Annotated in this window: 23 protein-coding genes; 15 read left to right on the forward strand and 8 right to left on the reverse strand. The window is 55.8% G+C overall.

Annotated features, from left to right (window positions below):
• The coding region (locus E1297_RS47560; RefSeq protein WP_155151895.1) for a cation diffusion facilitator family transporter at positions 1–760 on the reverse strand (760 nt) is incomplete at its 3' end.
• Between the two features lie 80 nt (positions 761–840).
• On the opposite strand from E1297_RS47560, the gene E1297_RS47565 reads away from it, so the two are divergent.
• Positions 841–1,254 carry a helix-turn-helix domain-containing protein gene (locus tag E1297_RS47565; protein ID WP_155151333.1) on the forward strand — a complete coding sequence of 138 codons (414 nt, stop codon included), beginning with the start codon at positions 841–843 and terminating at the stop codon, positions 1,252–1,254.
• 13 nt (positions 1,255–1,267) lie between these two features.
• On the opposite strand, the gene E1297_RS47570 is transcribed toward E1297_RS47565, so the two are convergent.
• Positions 1,268–1,684: an HIT family protein gene (locus E1297_RS47570; protein ID WP_155151336.1), complete on the reverse strand. Its 417-nt coding sequence runs from the start codon at positions 1,682–1,684 to the stop codon at positions 1,268–1,270.
• Between the two features lie 364 nt (positions 1,685–2,048).
• Here E1297_RS47570 and E1297_RS47575 point away from each other — a divergent pair, with 364 nt between their 5' ends.
• From E1297_RS47575 to E1297_RS47600, 6 genes are all read left to right on the forward strand, one after another.
• Positions 2,049–2,813: an AraC family transcriptional regulator gene (locus tag E1297_RS47575; RefSeq protein ID WP_196223585.1), complete on the forward strand. Its 765-nt coding sequence runs from the start codon at positions 2,049–2,051 to the stop codon at positions 2,811–2,813.
• A 117-nt stretch (positions 2,814–2,930) separates the two neighbouring features.
• Complete coding sequence (locus tag E1297_RS49380; protein ID WP_196223586.1) at positions 2,931–4,121, forward strand: sterol desaturase family protein; 1,191 nt, start codon at positions 2,931–2,933, stop codon at positions 4,119–4,121.
• A 162-nt stretch (positions 4,122–4,283) separates the two neighbouring features.
• Positions 4,284–5,942, forward strand: coding sequence for a cytochrome c oxidase subunit I (ctaD, locus tag E1297_RS47585; RefSeq protein ID WP_155151342.1), 1,659 nt, complete (start codon positions 4,284–4,286; stop codon positions 5,940–5,942).
• Between the two features lie 207 nt (positions 5,943–6,149).
• On the forward strand, positions 6,150–7,178 hold the full coding sequence (locus E1297_RS47590; protein ID WP_155151345.1) for a bestrophin family protein: 1,029 nt from the start codon (positions 6,150–6,152) through the stop codon (positions 7,176–7,178).
• 93 nt (positions 7,179–7,271) lie between these two features.
• Entirely contained in the window at positions 7,272–7,871 is a 600-nt protein-coding gene (locus E1297_RS47595; RefSeq protein WP_155151348.1) for a 2-hydroxychromene-2-carboxylate isomerase, read from the forward strand.
• A gap of 44 nt (positions 7,872–7,915) precedes the next feature.
• Complete coding sequence (locus tag E1297_RS47600) at positions 7,916–8,407, forward strand: DUF2244 domain-containing protein (RefSeq protein ID WP_155151350.1); 492 nt, start codon at positions 7,916–7,918, stop codon at positions 8,405–8,407.
• Between the two features lie 19 nt (positions 8,408–8,426).
• Here the strand turns inward: E1297_RS47600 and E1297_RS47605 are convergent, their stop codons facing one another.
• Complete coding sequence (locus E1297_RS47605; RefSeq protein ID WP_155151353.1) at positions 8,427–8,912, reverse strand: GatB/YqeY domain-containing protein; 486 nt, start codon at positions 8,910–8,912, stop codon at positions 8,427–8,429.
• A gap of 183 nt (positions 8,913–9,095) precedes the next feature.
• Between E1297_RS47605 and carA the strand changes: the two genes are divergently transcribed.
• Positions 9,096–10,262 carry a glutamine-hydrolyzing carbamoyl-phosphate synthase small subunit gene (carA, locus tag E1297_RS47610; protein WP_155151356.1) on the forward strand — a complete coding sequence of 389 codons (1,167 nt, stop codon included), beginning with the start codon at positions 9,096–9,098 and terminating at the stop codon, positions 10,260–10,262.
• Positions 10,263–10,350: 88 nt separating this feature from the next.
• On the forward strand, positions 10,351–12,222 hold the full coding sequence (locus tag E1297_RS47615) for a glycosyltransferase family 2 protein (RefSeq protein ID WP_155151358.1): 1,872 nt from the start codon (positions 10,351–10,353) through the stop codon (positions 12,220–12,222).
• 6 nt (positions 12,223–12,228) lie between these two features.
• Here the strand turns inward: E1297_RS47615 and E1297_RS47620 are convergent, their stop codons facing one another.
• Positions 12,229–12,876, reverse strand: a complete 648-nt coding sequence (locus E1297_RS47620) for a GntR family transcriptional regulator (RefSeq protein WP_155151360.1) — start codon at positions 12,874–12,876, stop codon at positions 12,229–12,231.
• Between the two features lie 99 nt (positions 12,877–12,975).
• Here E1297_RS47620 and E1297_RS47625 point away from each other — a divergent pair, with 99 nt between their 5' ends.
• The 3 genes from E1297_RS47625 to E1297_RS47635 all read left to right on the forward strand — a co-directional run bounded on the left by E1297_RS47625 (position 12,976) and on the right by E1297_RS47635 (position 15,227).
• Positions 12,976–13,620: a pyrimidine 5'-nucleotidase gene (locus E1297_RS47625; RefSeq protein ID WP_155151363.1), complete on the forward strand. Its 645-nt coding sequence runs from the start codon at positions 12,976–12,978 to the stop codon at positions 13,618–13,620.
• Positions 13,621–13,707: 87 nt separating this feature from the next.
• Positions 13,708–13,956 (forward strand): hypothetical protein, encoded by a 249-nt coding sequence (locus tag E1297_RS47630; protein ID WP_155151366.1) that lies wholly within the window; start codon positions 13,708–13,710, stop codon positions 13,954–13,956.
• A 74-nt stretch (positions 13,957–14,030) separates the two neighbouring features.
• Complete coding sequence (locus E1297_RS47635; RefSeq protein WP_155151368.1) at positions 14,031–15,227, forward strand: UbiH/UbiF family hydroxylase; 1,197 nt, start codon at positions 14,031–14,033, stop codon at positions 15,225–15,227.
• 14 nt (positions 15,228–15,241) lie between these two features.
• On the opposite strand, the gene E1297_RS47640 is transcribed toward E1297_RS47635, so the two are convergent.
• Positions 15,242–16,369 (reverse strand): aminotransferase class V-fold PLP-dependent enzyme, encoded by a 1,128-nt coding sequence (locus tag E1297_RS47640; protein ID WP_155151371.1) that lies wholly within the window; start codon positions 16,367–16,369, stop codon positions 15,242–15,244.
• Between the two features lie 144 nt (positions 16,370–16,513).
• Between E1297_RS47640 and E1297_RS47645 the strand changes: the two genes are divergently transcribed.
• Positions 16,514–17,305, forward strand: a complete 792-nt coding sequence (locus E1297_RS47645; protein ID WP_155151374.1) for a GntR family transcriptional regulator — start codon at positions 16,514–16,516, stop codon at positions 17,303–17,305.
• 5 nt (positions 17,306–17,310) lie between these two features.
• On the opposite strand, the gene E1297_RS47650 is transcribed toward E1297_RS47645, so the two are convergent.
• On the reverse strand, positions 17,311–17,769 hold the full coding sequence (locus tag E1297_RS47650; protein WP_155151377.1) for an Lrp/AsnC family transcriptional regulator: 459 nt from the start codon (positions 17,767–17,769) through the stop codon (positions 17,311–17,313).
• A complete protein-coding gene (locus E1297_RS47655) occupies positions 17,766–18,221 on the reverse strand; it encodes an Lrp/AsnC family transcriptional regulator (protein WP_155151379.1) in 456 nt (151 codons plus the stop codon). The genes E1297_RS47650 and E1297_RS47655 overlap by 4 nt, the downstream gene beginning before the upstream one ends.
• Positions 18,222–18,352: 131 nt before the next feature.
• On the opposite strand from E1297_RS47655, the gene ilvC reads away from it, so the two are divergent.
• Together ilvC and E1297_RS47665 are read left to right on the forward strand one after the other, a co-directional pair.
• Complete coding sequence (gene ilvC / locus E1297_RS47660) at positions 18,353–19,375, forward strand: ketol-acid reductoisomerase (protein WP_155151382.1); 1,023 nt, start codon at positions 18,353–18,355, stop codon at positions 19,373–19,375.
• Positions 19,376–19,562: 187 nt separating this feature from the next.
• Positions 19,563–20,465 carry a DMT family transporter gene (locus E1297_RS47665; RefSeq protein WP_155151386.1) on the forward strand — a complete coding sequence of 301 codons (903 nt, stop codon included), beginning with the start codon at positions 19,563–19,565 and terminating at the stop codon, positions 20,463–20,465.
• Here E1297_RS47665 and glmM read toward each other — a convergent pair.
• Entirely contained in the window at positions 20,462–21,805 is a 1,344-nt protein-coding gene (glmM, locus tag E1297_RS47670) for a phosphoglucosamine mutase (protein WP_155151388.1), read from the reverse strand. The genes E1297_RS47665 and glmM overlap by 4 nt on opposite strands.
• Between the last annotated feature and the right edge of the window lie 19 nt (positions 21,806–21,824).

The following is a 21,824-nucleotide window of genomic DNA, read 5'->3' on the forward strand; positions in this document are numbered from 1 at the left end:
GTTCCTGCATGCTCCACAAGTGCACATGATGCACTTCGCTTACCCCATCTGTTTCTTCGATTGAGGTTGCGACCTGTTCGGGCTCCAGCTCAGGCGGTGCACCCAACATCAGCACGCGGACAGTTTCACCAATTTCAGATTTGACGTGCCAGAGGATGTAGACCGAAATCATGATGGTCACCGCGGGATCAACCCAGGTCCAGTTGAACAGAATGACAGCAGTGCCCGCGATGATGACCGCAACCGAGCCCAAAGCATCCGCCACGTTGTGCAGGAAAGCAGCGCGTATGTTCATGCTCTCCTTGGCCATCGTGTAGGTCAGAACAGCGGTGATCACATCGACGATGAGCGCTATGGCGGCGATCCAAACAACGATCCAGCCATTAACGGGCTCGGGTTCAAAGAACCGCATTACACCTTCGTACATCAGATAGACCGACAGAACGACGAGCGTTGTGTAGTTGACCAATGCCGCAACCACTTCGGCACGGCCATAGCCGAAACTCATTCGCGGGTCAGCAGGGCGACGGGCAATTTTGCGAGCAAAGAACGCAATGACCAGCGCGATCGCATCGGAAAGGTTGTGCAACGCATCTGCAATCAGCGCCAATGAGCCGGACAGGACCCCTCCAATAATCTGGGCAAGGGTCAGAAACATGTTCACAGCAATGGCCCATGCAACGCGCGCATCCCCTGCCGACGGATCGATGTGATTGTGCGAATGATGGCCATGCCCGGAATGCGAGTGTTGATGAGCCATGTTTTGTGCGTCCCTTGTTCTGGTTCGACACACAATGTAATTCCTCTAGTCACTAGAGGTTCAAGGGGACTTGGAAAAAAATGTTCTCAATTGGTGACTTGTCGCGCAAGACCGGAGTGAAAGTGCCAACGATCCGGTTCTATGAAGACAAGGGTTTGCTACAACGACCCGAGAGAACTGCGGGCAATCAAAGGCGCTATGACGAAACTGCCCTGAAGCGGTTGCAGTTCATCAAACACACACGTGATCTGGGCCTGCCGCTGACAGATATCGAAGCGCTGCTTTCGCTCGAAGGAGCAAAGGGCGCAGATCTGAACCGCGCCCATGACATTGCCGAAAGGCAACTGGCTGATCTGCGTGACCGGATCGCCCGTCTCAGCCGACTTGAAGCTGAGTTGGCCCGTATCACCGCCGCCTGTGATGGCAGACACGATCATGTCTGCGAGGTAATGCATGCGTTCGGCGACCACGAAACCTGCTCAGGGTCGCACTGAACTGCTGCTCTGATCAACCCAGCGTTGCTTTGATCTTATCGGCTTGTGCGGCGATGACCTCGAAATCGCCCATGTTTCCGGGCGGGCGCATAGATACACCTTCGTAGCGCGGCAGAACGTGGAAATGCAGGTGAAACACTTCCTGCCCTCCGGCGGCCTCGTTGAACTGCTGGATAGTGACGCCATCAGCTTCAAAGGCCTTCATTACGACCTGCGACAGCTTTTGAACCGTCTTCATAACCGACGCCAGTTGCTCGGGCGATGCATCCAGGACATTGCGACACGGGGTTTTGGGGATCACCAGCAAATGTCCATCAGAACGTGGCATGATATCCATGAAGGCCAGCGTCTCGTCATCCTCGTAAACACGAGTCGACGGAATCTCCCCACGCAGGATTTTTGCAAAGATGTTTTCGGGATCGTAGCTCATGTCGCACCTTCTTCGTTGCCGCTGTTCATGTTCTTGCGATCCATGCGGCAGAGGTCAAGCAAACATGTTCAACCGATTGATTTCTGACGACTGAAATTCAGAATCGACAAGACTTACCGCGCGCTGGCTGGCAATCTAGCCTGCAATGGAGACCAACTGGATCATAATTTCTGACCTCATTCTTCGTGGTATGGCAATCGGTGCAATAGTCGCGACCGCATTGGTCCTGATTTCGCACTCGCGTTCGCGCGGCACATCTTCGGTGGCAGCGTTGGGAGTGTGCACCGTTTGCTATCTGTTGATTTCAGCTCCCACGATCATGCCAATCGCTTTGCAACCCGTACTGGTCGCAGGCGCTACGCTTTTGCCGCTGGCGCTGACCTGGATGGCGACGGTCCAGCTGACAGACGACGCATCTCAGCGCAGGCCTGTGTTAGTTCTGGCCCTGCTGACCGTCGTCACAGCCGCACTCATCCCGTTTTGGCCTGCGATGACACCCATCCGCGGAATTTTGGCTATCGCCTTGTATCTGGGCCTCATCATCTTAGCCTTGGCAACTGACAGTGACGATCTGGTCATCGATCGCAGACGTTTCCGGCGCGGCTTTCTAGTGGCGATGGGCGCACTGGGGCTGATCGTCTCGGTGGTGGAAGCCAGCGGATTGGACGCCAACCTGCCCAATTGGATCTACCCACTGCAAGCCTCGGCCATCCTTGTACTGGCCCTGCTATTCGCAATTTGGGCGCTTGAGCCCGTTGCAGATGAACCCATCAAACGAACAGTGTCCAAATCAAGAGCCGACCTCACCGAGCGAGTTGAACAGGTCATGCGCCGCGGTATCTGGCAGCGCGAAGGACTGACCATTGGTGCCTTCGCTGAAGAACTTGGTGTTCCCGAGCATCAATTGCGTGCCACGATCAACGGTGAAATGGGGCATCGCAATTTTTCAACCTTCATAAACGTTGCTCGGATCAAAGCTGCGAAGGAGCTTATGAACGATCCCTCTCGGGGTCGAACAACGATTCTTGAGATTGCTCACGAAGTGGGCTTTGCCTCGCTCGGTCCCTTCAACAAAGCGTTTCGCGCGCAGACAGGCTCCAGCCCCCGCGAGTATCGCAACCGCGACTGATCGTTTCTGAAAAAACAGGTTCATTTCGAAAATCTCTCGCCGATTTCGCAATCGATGAGACCCGTGGCAATCCTGACCGCACCATTTTCAGCATCCTGACAACCAAGGAGAGCGAAAATGGCCGAGTTCCACCTGACCGACCTGATCATCGGCACCCTAACCCATGACACATTGCGTTATGCTTTTGGTGCCGGAGGGACATATCTGATCATCAACACGTGGTTGGCACGTCGGTTGCGAAATCGAAAAATTCGCGAGCAAATCCCCAGATGGCCTCAGATTAGACGAGAGCTTGTGATCAGCATCCGTACCATTCTGATCTTTGCCACGACTGGCATTCTCATCGGATTGGCCCACGCAACAGGTTTTGCACCCATTTACGATCAAATCGACGACTATGGTGCGGCCTATCTTATAGGTTCCTTGCTCCTGATCATTATCGCCCATGACGCATGGTTCTATTGGACGCATCGCCTGCTTCACCACCGGCGCCTGTTCAGGCTCATGCATCGCACGCATCACCGGTCACATAATCCCACACCATTCACCTCTTATTCTTTCGACACCTCGGAAGCTGTCATCAATGCAGTCTTTCTACCGATCTTTGTCGCGCTGATCCCAATGCATCCGCTGGCTTTGCTCGCCTTTGTCTTTCACATGATGCTGCGCAATGCGCTGGGTCATTGCGGGTACGAAATCTTTCCAGCGCGGTCTGACGGCAAGCCCCTGTTCGACTGGCTGACCAGTGTGACCCATCACGATCTGCATCATGCCAACGGGCGCTACAACATGGGACTGTATTTCACATGGTGGGATCGGTTGATGGGTACCGAACACCCTCGCTACCATCAGGAGTTCGCAAGGGTCGCCCCTCGCCCCAGCGTACGACCCGGTGATCTTATGCCAATCCTCCTGTTGTCTTGCATGTTCGTCCTGGCAAGCGCCTTGGCCAAGGCAGCCGAGTTGCGAGGAACGTATTCAGCTCCTTACCTCGGAGCTGTTGTCCGCTTCGAATCCTGCCCAAATGACTTCACACTAACTTGTGGTCGGCTGCTCTGGGGATGGGATGTGACCAACTGGCGACATATCCAATCCGGTGATCTGATGATTACGGGCCTCAAACCAGACACAGCCGGATGGTCCCAAGGGCGCTTGCAGCATCCTGAAACGGGATTGACCTTTCGCGGCAATATCCATCAGTTGGCCGATGGTCGGCTGCGCCTCAGAGGATGCGCCGGACCGATCTGCGCAAGCCAGATCTGGGTCCCGCTCCGACAGCTCAAGAACACCCTCGCCGACCTTCAATAACACGGGATTCAGCCCGTCCCCTTCAAGAGGGTGCGGCTATTTATCTTGATCCAGATCAAACTCGGCCATTGAAGGTCACCCCTTCGCATTCTAAAACCAGCAGGAATCCCGCGCGCTGGAGAGGTCTGGCTGCGCGGTGCAGTTGCAACAGGAGGCACCTAAATGGCAGACGCAGCCATTCATGGTCACGAGCATGAAGACAATCGCGGTTTCTTTACCCGCTGGTTCATGTCGACCAACCACAAGGACATCGGGATTCTCTATCTGATCTTTTCGGCACTGGCCGGTCTGATCTCGGTTCTGATGACCGTCTACATGCGGCTCGAGCTGATGCACCCGGGCGTTCAGTACATGTGTCTGGAAGGCTTCATGGCCGACCCATGTACCCCTAACGGACACCTGTGGAACGTTATGATCACCTATCACGGTGTTCTGATGATGTTCTTCGTTGTCATTCCAGCCCTATTCGGCGGATTTGGCAACTATTTCATGCCGTTGCAGATCGGCGCGCCGGACATGGCGTTCCCGCGGATGAACAACCTGTCCTTCTGGCTGTACGTCGCTGGTACCTCGCTGGGCGTGGCTTCGCTGCTGAGCCCCGGTGGTAACGACCAGCTCGGTTCGGGCGTCGGTTGGGTTCTCTACCCGCCGCTGTCGACGACCGAAGGCGGCATGTCCATGGACCTTGCGATCTTCGCCGTGCACGTATCGGGCGCCTCCTCGATCCTCGGCGCGATCAACATGATCACCACCTTCCTGAACATGCGTGCCCCGGGCATGACCCTGTTCAAGGTGCCGCTGTTCAGCTGGTCGATCTTCGTCACCTCGTGGCTGATTCTGCTGTCGCTGCCGGTTCTGGCGGGCGCAATCACCATGCTGCTGATGGACCGCAACTTTGGCTTCACCTTCTTTGATCCGGCCGGTGGTGGCGATCCGATCCTGTATCAGCACATCCTGTGGTTCTTCGGCCACCCGGAAGTGTACATCGTGATCCTGCCCGGCTTCGGCATCATCAGCCACGTGATTGCGACCTTCGCACGCAAGCCGATCTTCGGTTACCTGCCGATGGTTTGGGCAATCATCGCGATTGGTGTTCTGGGCTTCGTCGTTTGGGCGCACCACATGTACACCGTTGGCATGTCGCTGCGTCAGCAGGCCTACTTCATGCTGGCCACGATGGTCATTGCGGTTCCGACAGGCGTTAAGGTCTTCTCGTGGATCGCGACCATGTGGGGTGGATCGATCGAATTCAAGACACCGATGCTGTTTGCCTTCGGCTTCCTCTTCCTGTTCACCGTTGGCGGTGTAACCGGTGTGGTTCTGTCGCAGGCAGGTATCGACCGTGCCTATCACGACACCTACTACGTGGTTGCTCACTTCCACTACGTGATGTCACTGGGTGCCGTATTTGCGATCTTCGCGGGTATCTACTTCTACTTCGGCAAGATGACGGGTCGTCAATATTCGGAGTTCTGGGGCAAGGTTCACTTCTGGCTGTTCTTCATCGGCGCCAACCTGACCTTCTTCCCGCAACACTTCCTGGGTCGTCAGGGCATGCCCCGCCGCTATATCGACTACCCCGAAGCGTTCGCTCAGTGGAACTTCGTGTCGTCGATCGGTGCATTCGTTTCCTTCGCTTCGTTCCTGCTGTTCTTTGGTATCGTGATCTACGCCCTGCTGCGTGGCGCTCGGATCACCCAGAACAACTACTGGAATGAGTACGCGGATACGCTGGAATGGACCCTGCCCTCGCCACCGCCCGAACACACGTTCGAGCAGCTGCCTAAGCAGGAAGACTGGGACAAAGGCCACGCGCACTGATCCGGTCAGAAGAAATCAGAAAGCCCCGCCCAGTGCGGGGCTTTTTTATGCGCAACGAACGGGCAATCGGGGAAATTCCGTGACAACAAAACAGTGCTCGACTAATTTTCCTCAGTAAATCAATTACCTTTCGATTGTCAGGCGACTGGTGAATATCCAGACCTTGTCTGACACGTCCCGAGCCATTTAAGCAGAGGATAGTGCGCAATGCTTTTGCACGACGGCATCAAGTTTCAGCAAATGGTCAAGGGATCCATTGGCTTTATCTGCCTCGTTTTGGTCTGGATATTTCTCGTCGTGCTGGTTGACGAACTGACCCCCATCGAAGTCATCAACAACCCAAGTCCGCCGGTCACCATGCTGGGCCTCGCGGTAGCATTCTTTCTGGGTTTCAAAAACACATCTGCCTACGCCCGCTGGATCGAAGCCCGAAGCGTCTGGGGTGACATCGTAAACGGAAGTCGCGATTGGGGGTACACCATAGGCAATCTTGTCCAGTCTGACGGCACTCCCCTCGATGCAAACATCCGACAAGATCTGATTGATCGGCATATCGCATGGCTGAACATGCTCGCATACCAGCTTCGGCAATCATCACCCAGCGGCCGGACACGTCGTCCCTGGCTGTTCGGCCATAAACCCATCTCAGACCGTGCTGACCTACATCAGAATCGGGACAGTTGGCGCGATTATCAAATCGCAACCGACCTGCCACTGCTTGAAGGCAAGAACAACAAAGCTGCTTATCTCTTGTTCTTACAAAGCCAACAACTGGCAACGTTGGCGAGCGAGAAGAAAATCGACTCCTATTGGCACATCGCCCTGCTCGACCGGATCGCACAGTTTTCCACGTCGCAGGGCCGCAGTGAGCGCATCAAGAATACACCATTCCCCAGACAGGTTGCCGAGGTTGGCCGCATCTTCAGCTGGATATTCATTTTCCTGCTCCCTCTGGCGTTCAACGACGAACGTTCGTTTTTTGCCAGTGCGGATGCACCCCTTCTCCAAACTGTGATTTCCGACTGGCTGACTTTCGCCCCGGTTGGGGCTTTGGTGTGCTGGATATTCTTTGTAACCGAGCGGGTGAGTGCCTCGATGGAAGACCCGTTTGAAGGCGATGTAACAGATGTTCCGATTTCGACAATCTGCCGGAATATCGAGATCGACCTGCGCCAGATGATGGCCACGGACGAGGCTCCAGCCCCGCTGACGCCAATAGACAAAGCGCTGTTCTGATTCAGGTTTTACTGCTCAAAACAAAGGGATGATCGAAAAATCAGTCGATTTAGGGTATCCTGTGTCATGAAACTCTGAATCCGGAGCGTTCTGATGCCTGAAATCGACTTTTGGTTTTCCATTGGCAGTACTTACAGTTTCCTGACCGTGATGCGTCTGGATGAGTGGTGCCGCGAGCATGAGACTACCGTCAACTGGCGTCCATTCAATGTGCGTACGGTGATGGCTGACCAGCAAAACACCCCTTTTGCGGGAAAGCCTATTAAATCAGCATATATGTGGCGCGACATCGAACGCAGAGCAGCCAAGTATCACATCCATGCCAATCTGCCGGCCCCCTACCCGATCTCCGATCTGGCGCTGTCCAATCAGGTCGCGCTGCTTGGCATGCGTGAAGGCTGGGGTAAGGACTTTACCCAAACGCTCTACCGCATCTGGTTCGAAGAAGGGATGGAAGCTGGCGGTGAGAACGCTGTGTCCGAGGCCCTGTTCCGATGCCAACAGGATCCCCGTCTGATGTTGTCGCGCGCGCGTAGCCCCGAGATCGAGGAAGCACTGGAAACTGAGACGGCGAAAGCAACAGATTTGGGCGTATTTGGTGCACCCAGTTTCGTTGTGCGTGGTGAGGTGTTCTGGGGTGACGACCGCCTCGACGACGCATTCTCGTGGTCGCGTGTGGGCCATGTTGTGTAGCGAATCCCCATCGACTCCGGCTTTCATTGCGTTATTTCTTACCCATGCCCTACCGATGGAACCAAACCTCTGACACCGAACAGGAACTGTGCCTATGGCCGCATAATTCGCTGCCCCCGCGTGGTGCCATGATCGTTGTTCTGGCAGTATTTCTGTTCGGGCTCATCCCGTTGCTGGCGGTTCTGGGTTCCGTCCTGCTTTGGGGTCTGCTTCCGTTTCTGCTTCTGACGGTTTTGGGGCTGTGGCTGGCCTTCGAAATGAATTATCGGGCACGAAGTATGTTCGAGGTGCTGACCTTGACCGGCACAAAGGCCCACCTTGTGCATCACAGCCCGCGTTCAGGTCAGAAGGAGTGGAGCTGCAACAGGTATTGGGCACGCCCCGAGATGCACAAAAAAGGCGGACCGATACCAAACTATGTCACACTGGTCGGCGACGGGCGCGAAGTTGAAATAGGCGCCTTCCTGTCAGAGAAAGAGCGCATCGCGCTATATGATGATCTGGTGAGTCGATTGAAAGGACCTGCCGCAGCTTAACCACGGCAGGTTCTGAAAATTAGCAGTTTCCGTTTGCAGAAGCGCAAAGATGGTCTTTGACCATCGGGCCAACTTTGCCGAAATCCATCTGGCCAGTGTAACGCGATTTAAGCTCGCCCATTACCTTACCCATGTCACGGATCGACCCCGCGCCGGTGGCAGTGATTGCTGTTTGGATGGCCTGCGCGACCTCATCATCGTCCAGCTGCTTGGGCAGGAATTCTTCGATGACCTCAACCTCGCGCAATTCACGCTCGGCCAAATCCAGGCGCCCGCCTTCTTCGTAGGTGCGTGCGCTTTCTTTTCTCTGCTTGATCATTTTGCCAAGAATTTCAAGAACATCCGAGTCCCCGCACCCCTTGGCTTCTTCGTTGTCCGACCCGCGCGTAGCGATGTCGCGGTCCTTGATTGCCGCATTGATCAACCGCAGCGTCGACAGACGCTCGGCTGCTTTGTCTTTCATTGCTTGCTTCAGGGCGGTGTTCACCCGTGATCGCATATCCATATGGTTTGTCCATCCCCATGGCAAAGGAACCCTGAACATATCTAAACAAAAAGCGTGATACAACAGCAGAGCAATATGGCTAAGTTATTGAAAAGTAACAATAGCCCAAAAATTGATCAGACTTGACCCAGCGGCCTAACCCCCTTAGGAATGCGCCGATTTACCCAGCAGGAGAGTCGCGCCATGGCACATACCGCCACGCCCAAGCCCACCGCATGTCTGGCACTGGCCGACGGAACCCTGTTTTATGGCATCGGTTTTGGAGCAACCGGCCAGACGGTGGCTGAACTCTGCTTCAACACTGCGATGACCGGGTATCAGGAAATCATGACGGATCCGTCTTACGCCGGGCAAATCGTGACCTTTACCTTCCCGCACATTGGCAACGTTGGTGTGAACCCTGAAGACGACGAGACCGGCGACCCTGTGGCAGCCGGGATGGTTGTCAAATGGGATCCAACCGAACCATCGAACTGGCGCTCTGCCGAAGAACTCAAGGGATGGTTGACGCGGCGCGGCCGCATCGCCATCGGCGGTGTTGACACCCGCCGCCTGACGCGGGCCATTCGTCAGCAGGGTGCGCCGCACGTTGCACTCGCCCACGATCCTGAAGGCAACTTCGATATTGAAGCCCTGGTTGCGGCTGCGCGCGGCTTTGCCGGTCTTGAAGGAATGGACCTGGCCAAGGATGTAACCTGCGCCCAAAGCTATCGCTGGGATGAAATGCGTTGGGCATGGCCCGATGGATACCAGCGTCAGGAAGCACCGGTGCACAAAGTTGTCGCGCTGGACTTCGGGGCCAAACGCAATATCCTGCGCTGTCTCGCCTCAGCCGGATGTGATGTGACTGTGTTGCCCGCTTCGGCAACCGCGGCAGAAGTTCTGGCGCATGAGCCAGACGGGGTTTTCCTTTCCAATGGCCCTGGCGATCCAGCAGCCACAGGTGAATATGCAGTGCCAATGATCAAAGAGGTTCTGGATACGACAGACCTTCCGGTCTTCGGCATTTGTCTGGGCCACCAGATGCTGGCCCTCGCCCTTGGTGGTCAGACCATCAAGATGAACCACGGACACCACGGTGCGAACCACCCGGTCAAGGATCTGGACACCGGCAAGGTTGAGATCACCTCGATGAACCACGGCTTTGCCGTTGATGCCGAATCCCTGCCCGAAGGTGTGATCGAAACTCACCGCTCGCTGTTTGATGGTTCAAACTGTGGTATCCGCATGACCGACCGCCCTGTGTATTCGGTCCAGTATCACCCCGAAGCGTCGCCCGGCCCTCAGGACAGTTTTTATCTGTTCGAGCGTTTTGCAGCAGCCATGGCAGATCGCAAGGCACAAGCCTGATTGCTTGTGGTTTCCTACGGGCGACCGTTAACTGCAAATTAACCGTGATTTAGCAACCCTGACGCCACTATTGGCGACGGGGTTTGAAATGGTTGAACTGAATCTTCAGGGTCTTGCACCCGCAACACCCGTCCCCGGCACGAGACAGCGTAAACCGCTGGGCGCATGTTTGGTCGGCCGTGGCGTTATCAATCAAACGCAGTTGCAGTGGGCCTTGAACCAGCAAACAAACCAGAACGCGCGTCTGGGCGAAATATTGTTGAGCGAGGGCTGGATAGACCGCCAGAACGTACTGCAAGCTCTGTCCGATCAAAATGGGTTGCAGATTGCAGATCTCAAAGCTTCACCGCCATCTGCCGATCTGTTCGCCATCCGGCCTGCAGAATTCTGGGTGTCTCACGGCGTTGCACCGTGGATGCGGATCGGACCAATCCTTCAGATCGCGACAGCCCGTCCTGATCAATTCGAACAAGTCGCAAATGAACTTAGCGATTGCGGACACACCGTGGTCCCGGTTCTGGCGTCCGCTGAGCAAATCAATGCTGTTATCGCTGCACAATTCTCTTCGACACTCGCCGAGGCAGCAGAGAACCGCATCGATGCCGTGCACAGCTGCCGCAATTGGACTGCCCGTTCACGAGTCGGGCCCATTGCACTGCTGCTTGCTGCATTGGTGGTGTTTCTCGCCTATCCACCAATTGGGCTGGCCTTTTTCTTTTGGTCGGCTGTTTCAACGCTGATCTTGTTTCTGACACTCAGGATATTCGGATTGGGTGCCTATCTGCTCAGCCCCAAATCCCTTTCCGCTTCTCAAGAAGCGACACAGACCCGAATGCCGGTCGTTTCGATGATGGTACCTTTGTACAAAGAGCGGGAAATCGCAGATGCACTGATTGTCCGACTTGGGCGCCTGACTTATCCCAAAGCCCTTCTGGACGTCATTCTGGTGCTCGAAGAACATGATGATGTTACCCGAGCAGCTTTGAAAAACGTAGATCTGCCTTCGTGGATTCGTGTCTTGGAAGTGCCCGAGTTGGGGAATCTAACCACGAAACCCCGCGCAATGAACTATGCTTTGGACTTCTGCCGAGGCGATATTATCGGGGTTTGGGACGCCGAGGATGCGCCACAACCCGATCAAATTGAAACTGTTGTTCGACATTTTGAACAGGCCGCAGATGACGTGGTCTGTCTGCAAGGTGTTCTGGACTACTATAACCCCCGAACAAACTGGCGATCCCGTTGTTTTACAATTGAATACAGTGGCTGGTTTCGCGTTATCCTGCCGGGAATTGCGAAACTGGGTCTGGTCGTCCCATTGGGCGGAACAACATTCTTTTTCCGTCGCGACAAACTGCTGGAGCTGGGCGGTTGGGACGCCCACAATGTAACGGAAGACGCCGATCTGGGCGTTCGCCTGAGTCGCGCGGGTTACAGAACCGAAATCGTCGAGACCACGACCTACGAAGAGGCTAACTTTCGCGCCTGGCCCTGGGTTAAACAACGCTCACGCTGGCTGAAAGGGTTCATGGTCACCTATCTGGTGCACATGCGCGCACCGTTACGTTTCCTGAACGAGCTTGGGCCGCTGAGATTCATGGGCGTACAAGCATTCTTTCTGGGCACTGTCGGACAATTTCTGCTTGCACCGGTTTTATGGATGTTTTGGCTGACATCGGTGGGTCTGCCTCATCCCTTTCTCAACGTTGTATCGCCAGAAATTCTGAAGGCCTGCATCTATCTCTTTCTGGCGGCCGAAGCCACCAACATCATAGTTGGTGCATTAGGCGTTAACGCAGGTGGCAGGCGCTTTCTGCTCCCGTGGGTTCCGACATTGATTCTCTATTATCCGCTCGGTGTTCTGGCTGCCTACAAGGCCCTGTGGGAACTCGCGGCCAAGCCTTTTTTCTGGGACAAGACCCAACATGGTCAGGCCCACGAAGAGGCGGCCATGACCTGACGCAGACTATTTCTCGCGACGCACTGCATCCTGCTTCAGGCGGGTCATGAAAGCGATCGAGATATGGTCTTTCAACGCCCGTTCCGCTGCGTCTTCATCCCGCGCCACAATGGCCTCAACGATGCCCTTGTGTTCACTTTGTGCGATCTCACCACGCCCCTGCACTGCCAATGATGTAGTGGCCATCAACGCCATCGTCCGATGCACCAGATCAAGCTGCTGGACCAGATAGCGGTTATGCGATGCCAGATGAATCTGCTCGTGGAACCGGCGATTGGCCCGGGACAGCGCGGTGGGATCATCTACCAGGGCATCATCCGCAGCGACCATGTCCTGCAGAACCTTGACCTCTTCTTCGGTCGCATGCCGGGCAGCAAGGCGGGCAGCCAACCCCTCCAACTCACGCCGAACCACATACAGTTCTGCCATCTGATTATGATCCAGCGAAGCCACAATCAGAGAGCGTCCGTCCCGCTCTAGCAACGACTGCGTCTCCAACCGCTGCAACGCCTCGCGGATCGGAGTACGCGACACGCCAAACCGTTCGGCAAGCTCGCTTTCCACAAGCCGATCACCCGGTTTGTAGACGCCAACGTCAATGGCCTCCAGAATCAGGCTGTAAGCATCTGTATGAGATTGTCGGGACTGGCTCATTTGATTTGTTTCTCCTCGTTCGGACATGTCTATCCGTCTGATGGCCTCGCAATCAAGTGCGCCATTGAAAACTCAGCCGGCACGCCCTAAACCCAAGCCATGGTCAAACCTGCCTTTTCTCATGTCACGCAATGGGTGTTCGACCTCGACAACACCCTCTACCCGCCACATATGCGCCTGTTCGATCAGATCGAGGTGCTCATGACCGATTATGTCGTTCAAGCCATCGGTGTTGATCGGGCAGAGGCCGACAGATTGCGGTCTCACTATTGGCGGCAATATGGAACAACATTGGCCGGCTTGATGGCCGAGCACGATCTGGATCCGGACCCGTATCTTCATGCCGTTCATCAGGTCGACATGAGCCATATGGACCCCGACCATGAGCTTGCTGCGCATATCCGATCCCTCCCGGGTCGCCGCATTGTCTATACCAATGGCAGCGCGCCATATGCCGAACGGGTGCTCGCCGCGCGCGGGCTGACCGGATTGTTCGATGCGATCTACGGGGTTGAACATGCCGGATACAGGCCAAAGCCCGAGCAAGCGGCGTTTGAAACGATCTTTGCAAAAGATGGGATCAAGGCCGAAAATGCAGCCATGTTCGAGGATGATCCACGCAATCTGGCGGCACCTCATGCTATGGGAATGCGCACCGTTCATGTCGCGCCTGACCCGCACGAGGCTGAGCATATTCATCACCACACGGACGACCTGACAGGGTTCCTCGCGCGTCTGGTTTGAGCTTCGCAAACTGCGACGATCTGCTCATTACGCAGGTGCAGCATCGCACCTATATGCGCCGCAGATGTGAACAGAACGGAGACCCCGATGAGCGCGATCGAAATGCCCCGCCGCCTGCCCGTCTGGCAGCGCCTGCTTTATGCAATTCCTCTGTTTGGCTGGATGGCGCGTGATGTCGCCGATGGAGAACCCGAAGACCTGGGCTATACCGCTGCCGCGATCTTCAGCATGTGGGGCTGCTCTGCGCTTTTGTTTGGCCTGCCTGGCCTTTACATTCCGGCGCTCGCGATGGTCCCGGTCATGTTCCTGATCCTCATCCTGATTTCACGCGGCTGATAAACGGGACAGGATGTCACTTGGCCTCTGGCACAGATCAGCACTAGGTTCTGCTCAGAACGGAGTAATGTGCCATGACTGACAGCTGTGACATCTTGATTTCTGGCGGCGGAATCGCCGGTTTGACCGCTGCAGCGGCCTTTGGCGCAGCAGGTTTTGACGTAGTCTGTGTTGATCCGGCTCCTCCGATCACCGAACGCGATGTCGACGGTTCGGACCTGCGAACAACGGCTTTTTTGCAACCTGCTCATGGCTTGCTGGAACAGTGTGGATTGTGGAGCCGGCTGGACGAATATGCGGCCCCTCTGCAAATCATGCGTATCGTCGATGCGGGTGGTGACGAACCGGAACCGCGTGTCGTACGGGACTTCAACGCAGCAGATATCTCGGACCAGCCGTTCGGCTGGAACCTCCCCAATTGGCTACTACGACGCGAAATGGTGGCGCGGCTGGCAGAGTTGCCCAATGTCGATTTCCGCCCGGGCACCGGTACAACCAGCTTGTTTACCCGTACCGCCGAAGCGCGCGTAGGCCTGAGCGATGGCAGTCGTGTTCGTTGCAAGCTGGTGATTGCTGCGGATGGCCGAACCTCTCCGATGCGTGAGGCTGCTGGTATCAACGTCCATACCACGCGATATGGCCAAAAAGCGCTGGCCTTTGCGGTCACCCATCCAATCGCGCACGAGAATGTCTCGACCGAGATCCATCGGTCTGGCGGGCCTTTCACGCTGGTTCCCCTGCCCGATTGGCAGGGTCAGCCTTCTTCGGCGATTGTCTGGATGGAGCGGGGACCGCGCGCGGTAGAGTTGCTGAATCTGGACACCGACGCATTCGAAGCGGCAATGACAGAACGATCCTGCGGTTTGTTCGGGCCACTCAAGCTCGCTTCACGCCGCACGATCTGGCCGATCATCAGCCAGTCGGCTGAACGTCTGTCCGGAGAGCGTATCGCACTGATGGCCGAAGCGGCTCATGTCGTGCCCCCGATCGGTGCGCAGGGATTGAACATGTCGCTGGGCGATCTGCGCTGCTTGCTGGATCTGGCTCAGAGCAGACCTGATGGGCTGGGCGACGTGCAGATGCTAGAAGCTTATCACAAGGCGCGCCACACCGAGATCGAATTGCGTGTGAAAGGTATCGACCTGCTGAACCGGGCATCCATGATGGAAACGCGCGCCCTGCGGGACGCACGTGCGATGGGTCTGAATGCGCTTTACTCTCTGGCGCCGGTTCGCAAGACGCTGATGCAAATGGGTCTTGGCGTTCGCTAAGGCCCAATTTCAGTTTAAAGAACCTGATCCAGCACCCGTCTCAGGCGAGCAATTGTGGCATCAACATCATAGAGTTTATCAAGTCCGAACAGCCCGAGCCGGAAGGTACTGAACCCTTCGGGCTCATCACATTGAAGCGGCACGCCAGCTGCGATCTGCATCCCCAGCGCGGCAAACTTCTTACCGTTCTGAATTTCAGGATCGGATGTATAACTGACAACCACACCGGGTGCGCCAAATCCATCTGCCGCGACTGACATGATGCCCTTGTCCCGCAGCATTTGCCGCACACCATTGCCTAAGGCCCACTGCGCTTCACGCAGTTCCTCAAATCCGTACTCGCGGGTTTCGGCCATTGTGTCTCGGAACGCACGCAGTGCATCCGTGGGCATCGTCGCATGGTAGGCGTGGCCATCATTCTCATAAGCCTGCATGATCTGTCGCCATTTTTTCAGATCAATGGCAAAGCTATCAGACGTGGTTTCATCCAACCGTGCCTCGGCACGCTCGGACAGCATCACTAGCCCAGCGCAAGGCGAAGCGCTCCAGCCTTTCTGGGGTGCCGAGATCAGAACATCGACGCCCGTGGCTTTCATATCGATCCAGGCACAACCTGACGCAATGCAATCCAGTACCATCAGTGCGCCAACCTCATGCGCGGCTTCGGCCATGGCCGTCACATATTCGTCCGGTAGGATCACACCCGCTGCGGTCTCGACATGGGGGGCAAAAACGATATCCGGGCGCTGATCGCGGATAGTGGCAACTACCTCCTCGATCGGCGCGGGCGCAAAGGGAGAAGGGCTTGCATTACCGGTCTCGCGAGCCTTGAGGACTGTGGTGGAGGCGGTCAATGAACCCGACTCGATAATCTGACTCCATCGATATGAAAACCAGCCATTACGAACCACCAGAACATTCGCCCCGCGGGCAAACTGACGGGCCACTGCTTCCATACCGTAGGTGCCACCCCCGGGAATCACCGCGATACCATCTGCGTTGTAAACATCCTTCAGCATCGAGGAGATATCACGCATCACCTGCTGAAAAGCTGAAGACATGTGATTGAGCGAGCGATCCGTGAAAACGACCGAAAACTCCTCGAGACCATCAGGGTCAACAGTACTCAAAAGTGCGGGCATTGTGCGTCCTTTCCTAAGCTTTGTGCAATTTCTGGACGCTTGAGTCGCTTTGGTAAAGCACCAATGCGACCTCTTGTGCTGACGTGACGGAAACCGTGCAAAGATTGACGATCCTGTTCACCATCAATGGGGAAATCTGAAGAAATGACGCCAATTAGTGTCACCCTCTCTTTACACCATGGCGCGATTCTGAACAGATACGCACACTTTGAACAAGAAAGGACGTGCTCGCCCGTGCCTGCACAAAAACGGATTAGTTTCCAGGTCGTTCGCGACGAAGTAAAACGGCGGATTGAAACCCGGATCTGGCCTCAGGGCTCTTTGTTGCCCACCGAAACTCAACTGGCAGAAGAGTTCAATTGCGCCCGCGCGACTGTCAATCGCGCCCTGCGGGAACTGGCCGAACAAGGATTCGTCGAGCGTAAGCGCAAAAGCGGGACGCGCGTCAAAAAAGCCCCCAGCAAGCAGGCAAAGCTCGAGATTTCTCTGACCCGCCAAACGGTAGAGAATCAGAACGCTACATATCGCTATTCGCTGGTAGAGCGGAACGTGGTCGCAAGCCCTGGCTGGCTGAGTTCACAGCTCAGCGTTTCCCCCGATTCGCGCGTACTGCACGTCATCTGTATGCATTATGCCGACAATCGTCCCTTTCAGCTTGAAGAGCGTTGGATCAACATCGACGCCGTTCCGGATGTGGAACATGCAGACCTGCAGGAAACCGGACCGCATGAATGGCTGTTGGATGCGGCACCGTTTACCGAAGCGGAAATTGCCTTCTGTGCAATCTCGGCGGATAGCCGACTAGCTGAATACATGGGCACGACCGCTGGTACGTCCATGATTCAACTTGAGCGGACGACATGGAAAGATGGTCAGCCGATGACGTTTGCGCGCATGACGCACCACCCTGGCTTTTGCATCCGTACAAAGTACTGATCCAGTCAACCGATCGGTCCCGGCAAACGCTCTTCACTTAACAGAACGTTTGCCTCGACATCACCCGCACCCGGCAGGGTCATGATGCGCCGACGTAATACACGTTCGAAATCTGACAGATCACGCGCAACGACCCGCAATCTATAGTCATACAAACCCAAGACATGCTCGACTGTTTGTACCTCGGGGATCGCGCTTACGGCGCGTTCAAAATCCTCAAGGCTAACCTGCCCTTTCCGAGCGAGTTTAACCCCCAGAAAAACAGTGACACCAAATCCCAGCGCTTCAGCATTCAGCCGCAGCCTGCGCCCCTTGATCACACCCGCCTCCTGCAGGCGCTTGATGCGTCGCCATGTTGCGGGTTGTGACATTCCCAGCTTACGCCCCAAAGCACCTGCGCTAAGCGTTGCATCCTGTACCAATGCACGCAAAAGCTCGCGGTCGGTTTCATCCAGTTCGATCATACCGGCAAAACCTCATCCCTTTTGACCCGCGCGATGTGCATCAACGCCTCGATATCCGCGATATGCGGCAGGGTCAGAATACGATCCCGGTAAACCTGCTGATAATGAGACATATCCCGGGCCAGAACCGACAGCCGAACATCCACGCGCCCCAGAAACGTCTGTATCTCAATCACTTCAGATACTTCTCGGGCGGCTACAGTAAACTCGTCAAAGGCACGAGGCTGAGTTTTGTCCAGCGTAACCCGCAGTGAAACCTCTACTGCGTAACCCAATGCCGACCAGTCGATCACAGCCTCCTGCCCCTCGATCACACCACTTGCCTGCATTTTTTCGATACGGCGCCAGCATACCCCTGGACTGATCCGGCATCGCTCAGCCAGTTCAGCCGTCGACAGGCTTGGATCAGCCTGAAAATGGCGCAGGATTCGACGGTCGATATCATCAAGCATGATTTTTACGACTTTCTCTCGTTTCAAGAATGATGATTTTGAATTTATATGCATAGCCACCTTCGCGGCTATCGCCAATACCGAATTGGCTGGGTAAAAGCACAGCAATCGAAACAGAAAGGACCAGCGAAATGCGCGTCTATTACGATCGCGATTGCGACATCAACCTGATCAAAGACAAAAAAGTTGCCATTCTGGGCTATGGTTCGCAAGGCCACGCGCATGCGCTGAACCTGCGCGACTCAGGTGCCAAGAACCTTGTCATCGCTCTGCGTGAAGGCTCCCCTTCGGCCAAGAAAGCCGAAGCCGAAGGTCTGCAAGTTATGGGTATCGCCGAAGCCGCAGCATGGTGTGACGTGATCATGTTCACCATGCCCGACGAACTTCAGGCCGAAACCTACAAAAAGTACGTCCACGACAACATCAAACCCGGTGCCGCAATTGCATTCGCCCACGGCCTGAACGTCCACTTCGGCCTGATCGAGCCGAAAGAAGGCGTCGATGTCATCATGATGGCACCCAAGGGCCCCGGCCACACCGTGCGCGGCGAATACACCAAAGGCGGCGGCGTGCCCTGCCTGGTAGCCGTCGACAACGATGCAACCGGCAAAGCGCTGGAAATCGGCCTGTCCTATTGCTCGGCCATCGGTGGTGGTCGCTCGGGCATCATCGAAACCAACTTCCGTGAAGAGTGTGAAACCGACCTGTTCGGTGAACAGGCTGTTCTGTGCGGTGGTCTGGTCGAACTGATCCGCTGCGGCTTTGAAACGCTGGTCGAAGCGGGCTATGCGCCCGAGATGGCGTACTTCGAGTGTCTGCACGAAGTGAAGCTGATCGTTGACCTGATCTATGAAGGCGGCATCGCCAACATGGATTACTCGATCTCGAACACTGCCGAGTATGGCCAGTACGTCACCGGCCCGCGTATCCTGAAATACGACGAGACCAAAGCCCGCATGAAAGAGGTTCTGAACGACATCCAGCAGGGTAAATTCGTTCGTGACTTCATGCTGGAAAACGCTGTTGGCCAGCCGACCATCAAAGCGTCGCGCCGTGCCAATGACGAGCACATGATCGAAGAAACCGGAGCGAAACTGCGTGGCATGATGCCCTGGATCTCGGCCGGCAAAATGGTCGACAAAGAAAAGAACTAAGTCTGATATTTCTCAGCATCGGGCGGCCTATCTGGCCGCCCTTTTTGTCAGGTTCAGCCAGGTGAGCTACGAACCGCAACACATTACAAACATGCCTTTATCGGTAAATTGGTCGCATCACAGCTCAAGTATAGCAAACCTTTGGGCAACCACGTGATCAACGCAGGCCGATTGAGCAGAGGGACGAATGGTAAAGCAGCCGGATTCTCGTGACTGGAGTGGCGTCGCAGCCCTTGGCCTCATCTGGGGCGGAACCTTCATGGTCGTCGCGATTGCTCTGGAAGGTTATGGGCCAATAACGGTGGCAACCGCGCGGACCACTTTGGGGGCATTGACGCTGCTTGTGCTGATGATGCTCACGGGCCGCAAGCTCCCAGCCCCCAGCCCCGCCTTATGGGGTGCCATCGTGGTGATAGGCATATTGTCTACCGCTCTGCCCTTTGTGCTGCTGAGCTGGGGTCAACAATATGTACCATCGGCCTTTGCCGGCCTATCGATGGCCGCTATTCCGCTTATGGTCCTGCCGCTTGCACATTTCTTTTCAGACGAACCCCTGAATGCCCGCAGACTCTTTGGTGTGACACTTGGGTTTTCCGGTGCCCTCGTCCTGATCGGTCCCGGCCTTGCACAACTTGGCGAAGGTGCCGAGCCGCTGGCGCAACTTGCCTGTATCAGCGCTGCTTTCTGCTACTCGTTGGCCTCCATCTTCACACGGCGCTGTCCACCGATTGACCCAATCGTTCTGGCAGCACTTACGCTGGTCGTCGGAGCGCTCATTCTGCTCCCCATCATGTTGGTGACCGAAGGTATTCCGGATTGGCAGGGAGCGCGTTCCGGTCTTGCGATCATCGTACTCGGGCTGGTGCCGACAGCATTTGCCACACTTCTGCGCGTATCCATCATCCGCAGTGCCGGGTCGGTATTTCTGACGCTCGTGAACTATCAAGTGCCAATCTGGTCGATGGTGTTCGGAGCATGGATCCTGTCTGAAGCCTTGCCTTTGCGCTTTTACATCGCGCTTGCTCTGATCCTGACCGGAATGGCGATCAGCCAGTGGTTTAGCCTCAGAAAAATGCTGATCGGGCGTTAGCCTGCGACCGCTTCGACCTCGGAAACGATTCCGTCGACGACCTGCTGCAACAGCGCATCGTCTTCGCACTCTGCCATAACACGGATCAACGGTTCTGTACCCGATTTCCGGATCAGCAACCGGCCCTGTCCGTTCAAACGCTTCTCGGCATCGGCAATTGCAGCCTTAACACTGGCATCCTCCAACGGGGTTTGCCCTTCGCCATAGCGCACGTTCTTCAGAAGCTGTGGAACGGTCTCGAATTGTTGCGCCAATTCAGATGCTTTGCGCCCGGAATGCACCATTTCGGCAAGAAAATGCAGACCCGCCATCAACCCGTCACCTGTGGTTGCGTAATCTGACATGACGATATGCCCGGATTGCTCACCACCCAGATTAAAGCCACCTTCACGCATCCGCTCGACAACATACCGGTCGCCAACAGCAGTGCGTTCCAGACGCAGGCCCTGCGATTCCAGATGTCGTTCCAGACCAAGGTTCGACATGACCGTTGCGACCAAAGCACCACCTTTCAGCGTGCCTTCCTTTGACCATGCCGAGGCAAGCAGCGCCATCAACTGATCGCCATCGGCGACCTGCCCGGTTTCATCGACCACTACAACACGGTCTGCATCGCCATCCAAGCAGATGCCAACGTCTGCGCCATGCGCGACAACCGTTTCTGCGGCAATACGTGGTTGGGTCGAACCACAGCCAAGATTGATGTTTTTACCGTCGGGCGACGTGCCAATCGGTATGACATCGGCACCAAGTTCCCACAGCACTTCAGGGGCTGTTCGGTGCGCTGCACCATTGGCGCAGTCGATTACCACTTTCAGCCCATCCAGCCGCAGATTACGGGGAAGCGAGGATTTGACCCGCTCACCATAACGGAACCGGGCATCATCAACCCGACGCGCGCGGCCAATGTTCTGCGCCTGAGCAGGGCTGACCCCCTCCTCAATCAGTTTCTCAATCTCAAGCTCCGCCTGATCAGAGAGTTTGAACCCGTCAGGTCCAAAGAACTTGATTCCATTATCTTCGGCGGGATTGTGACTGGCTGAGATCATCACCCCAAGATCTGCCCGCATCGATCGGGTCATCAATCCAACGGCCGGCGTGGGAACAGGACCAAGAAGCAGCACGTTCATCCCTGTCGACGTCAATCCTGCAGTAAGAGCATTCTCAAGCATATAGCCGGATAGTCGCGTATCCTTTCCGATCACGACCCGGTGCACGCCGCGTGAATCCCGGCGAAAATACCGCCCGACCGCGGCCCCGATGCGCAACGCCATTTCTGCCGTCATCGGATAGGTGTTGGCGGTGCCTCGCACCCCGTCAGTTCCGAACAGCTTGCGCATACCTGTACTCCAAATATTC

It is taken from the genome of Roseibium sp. RKSG952, from assembly GCF_009711355.1.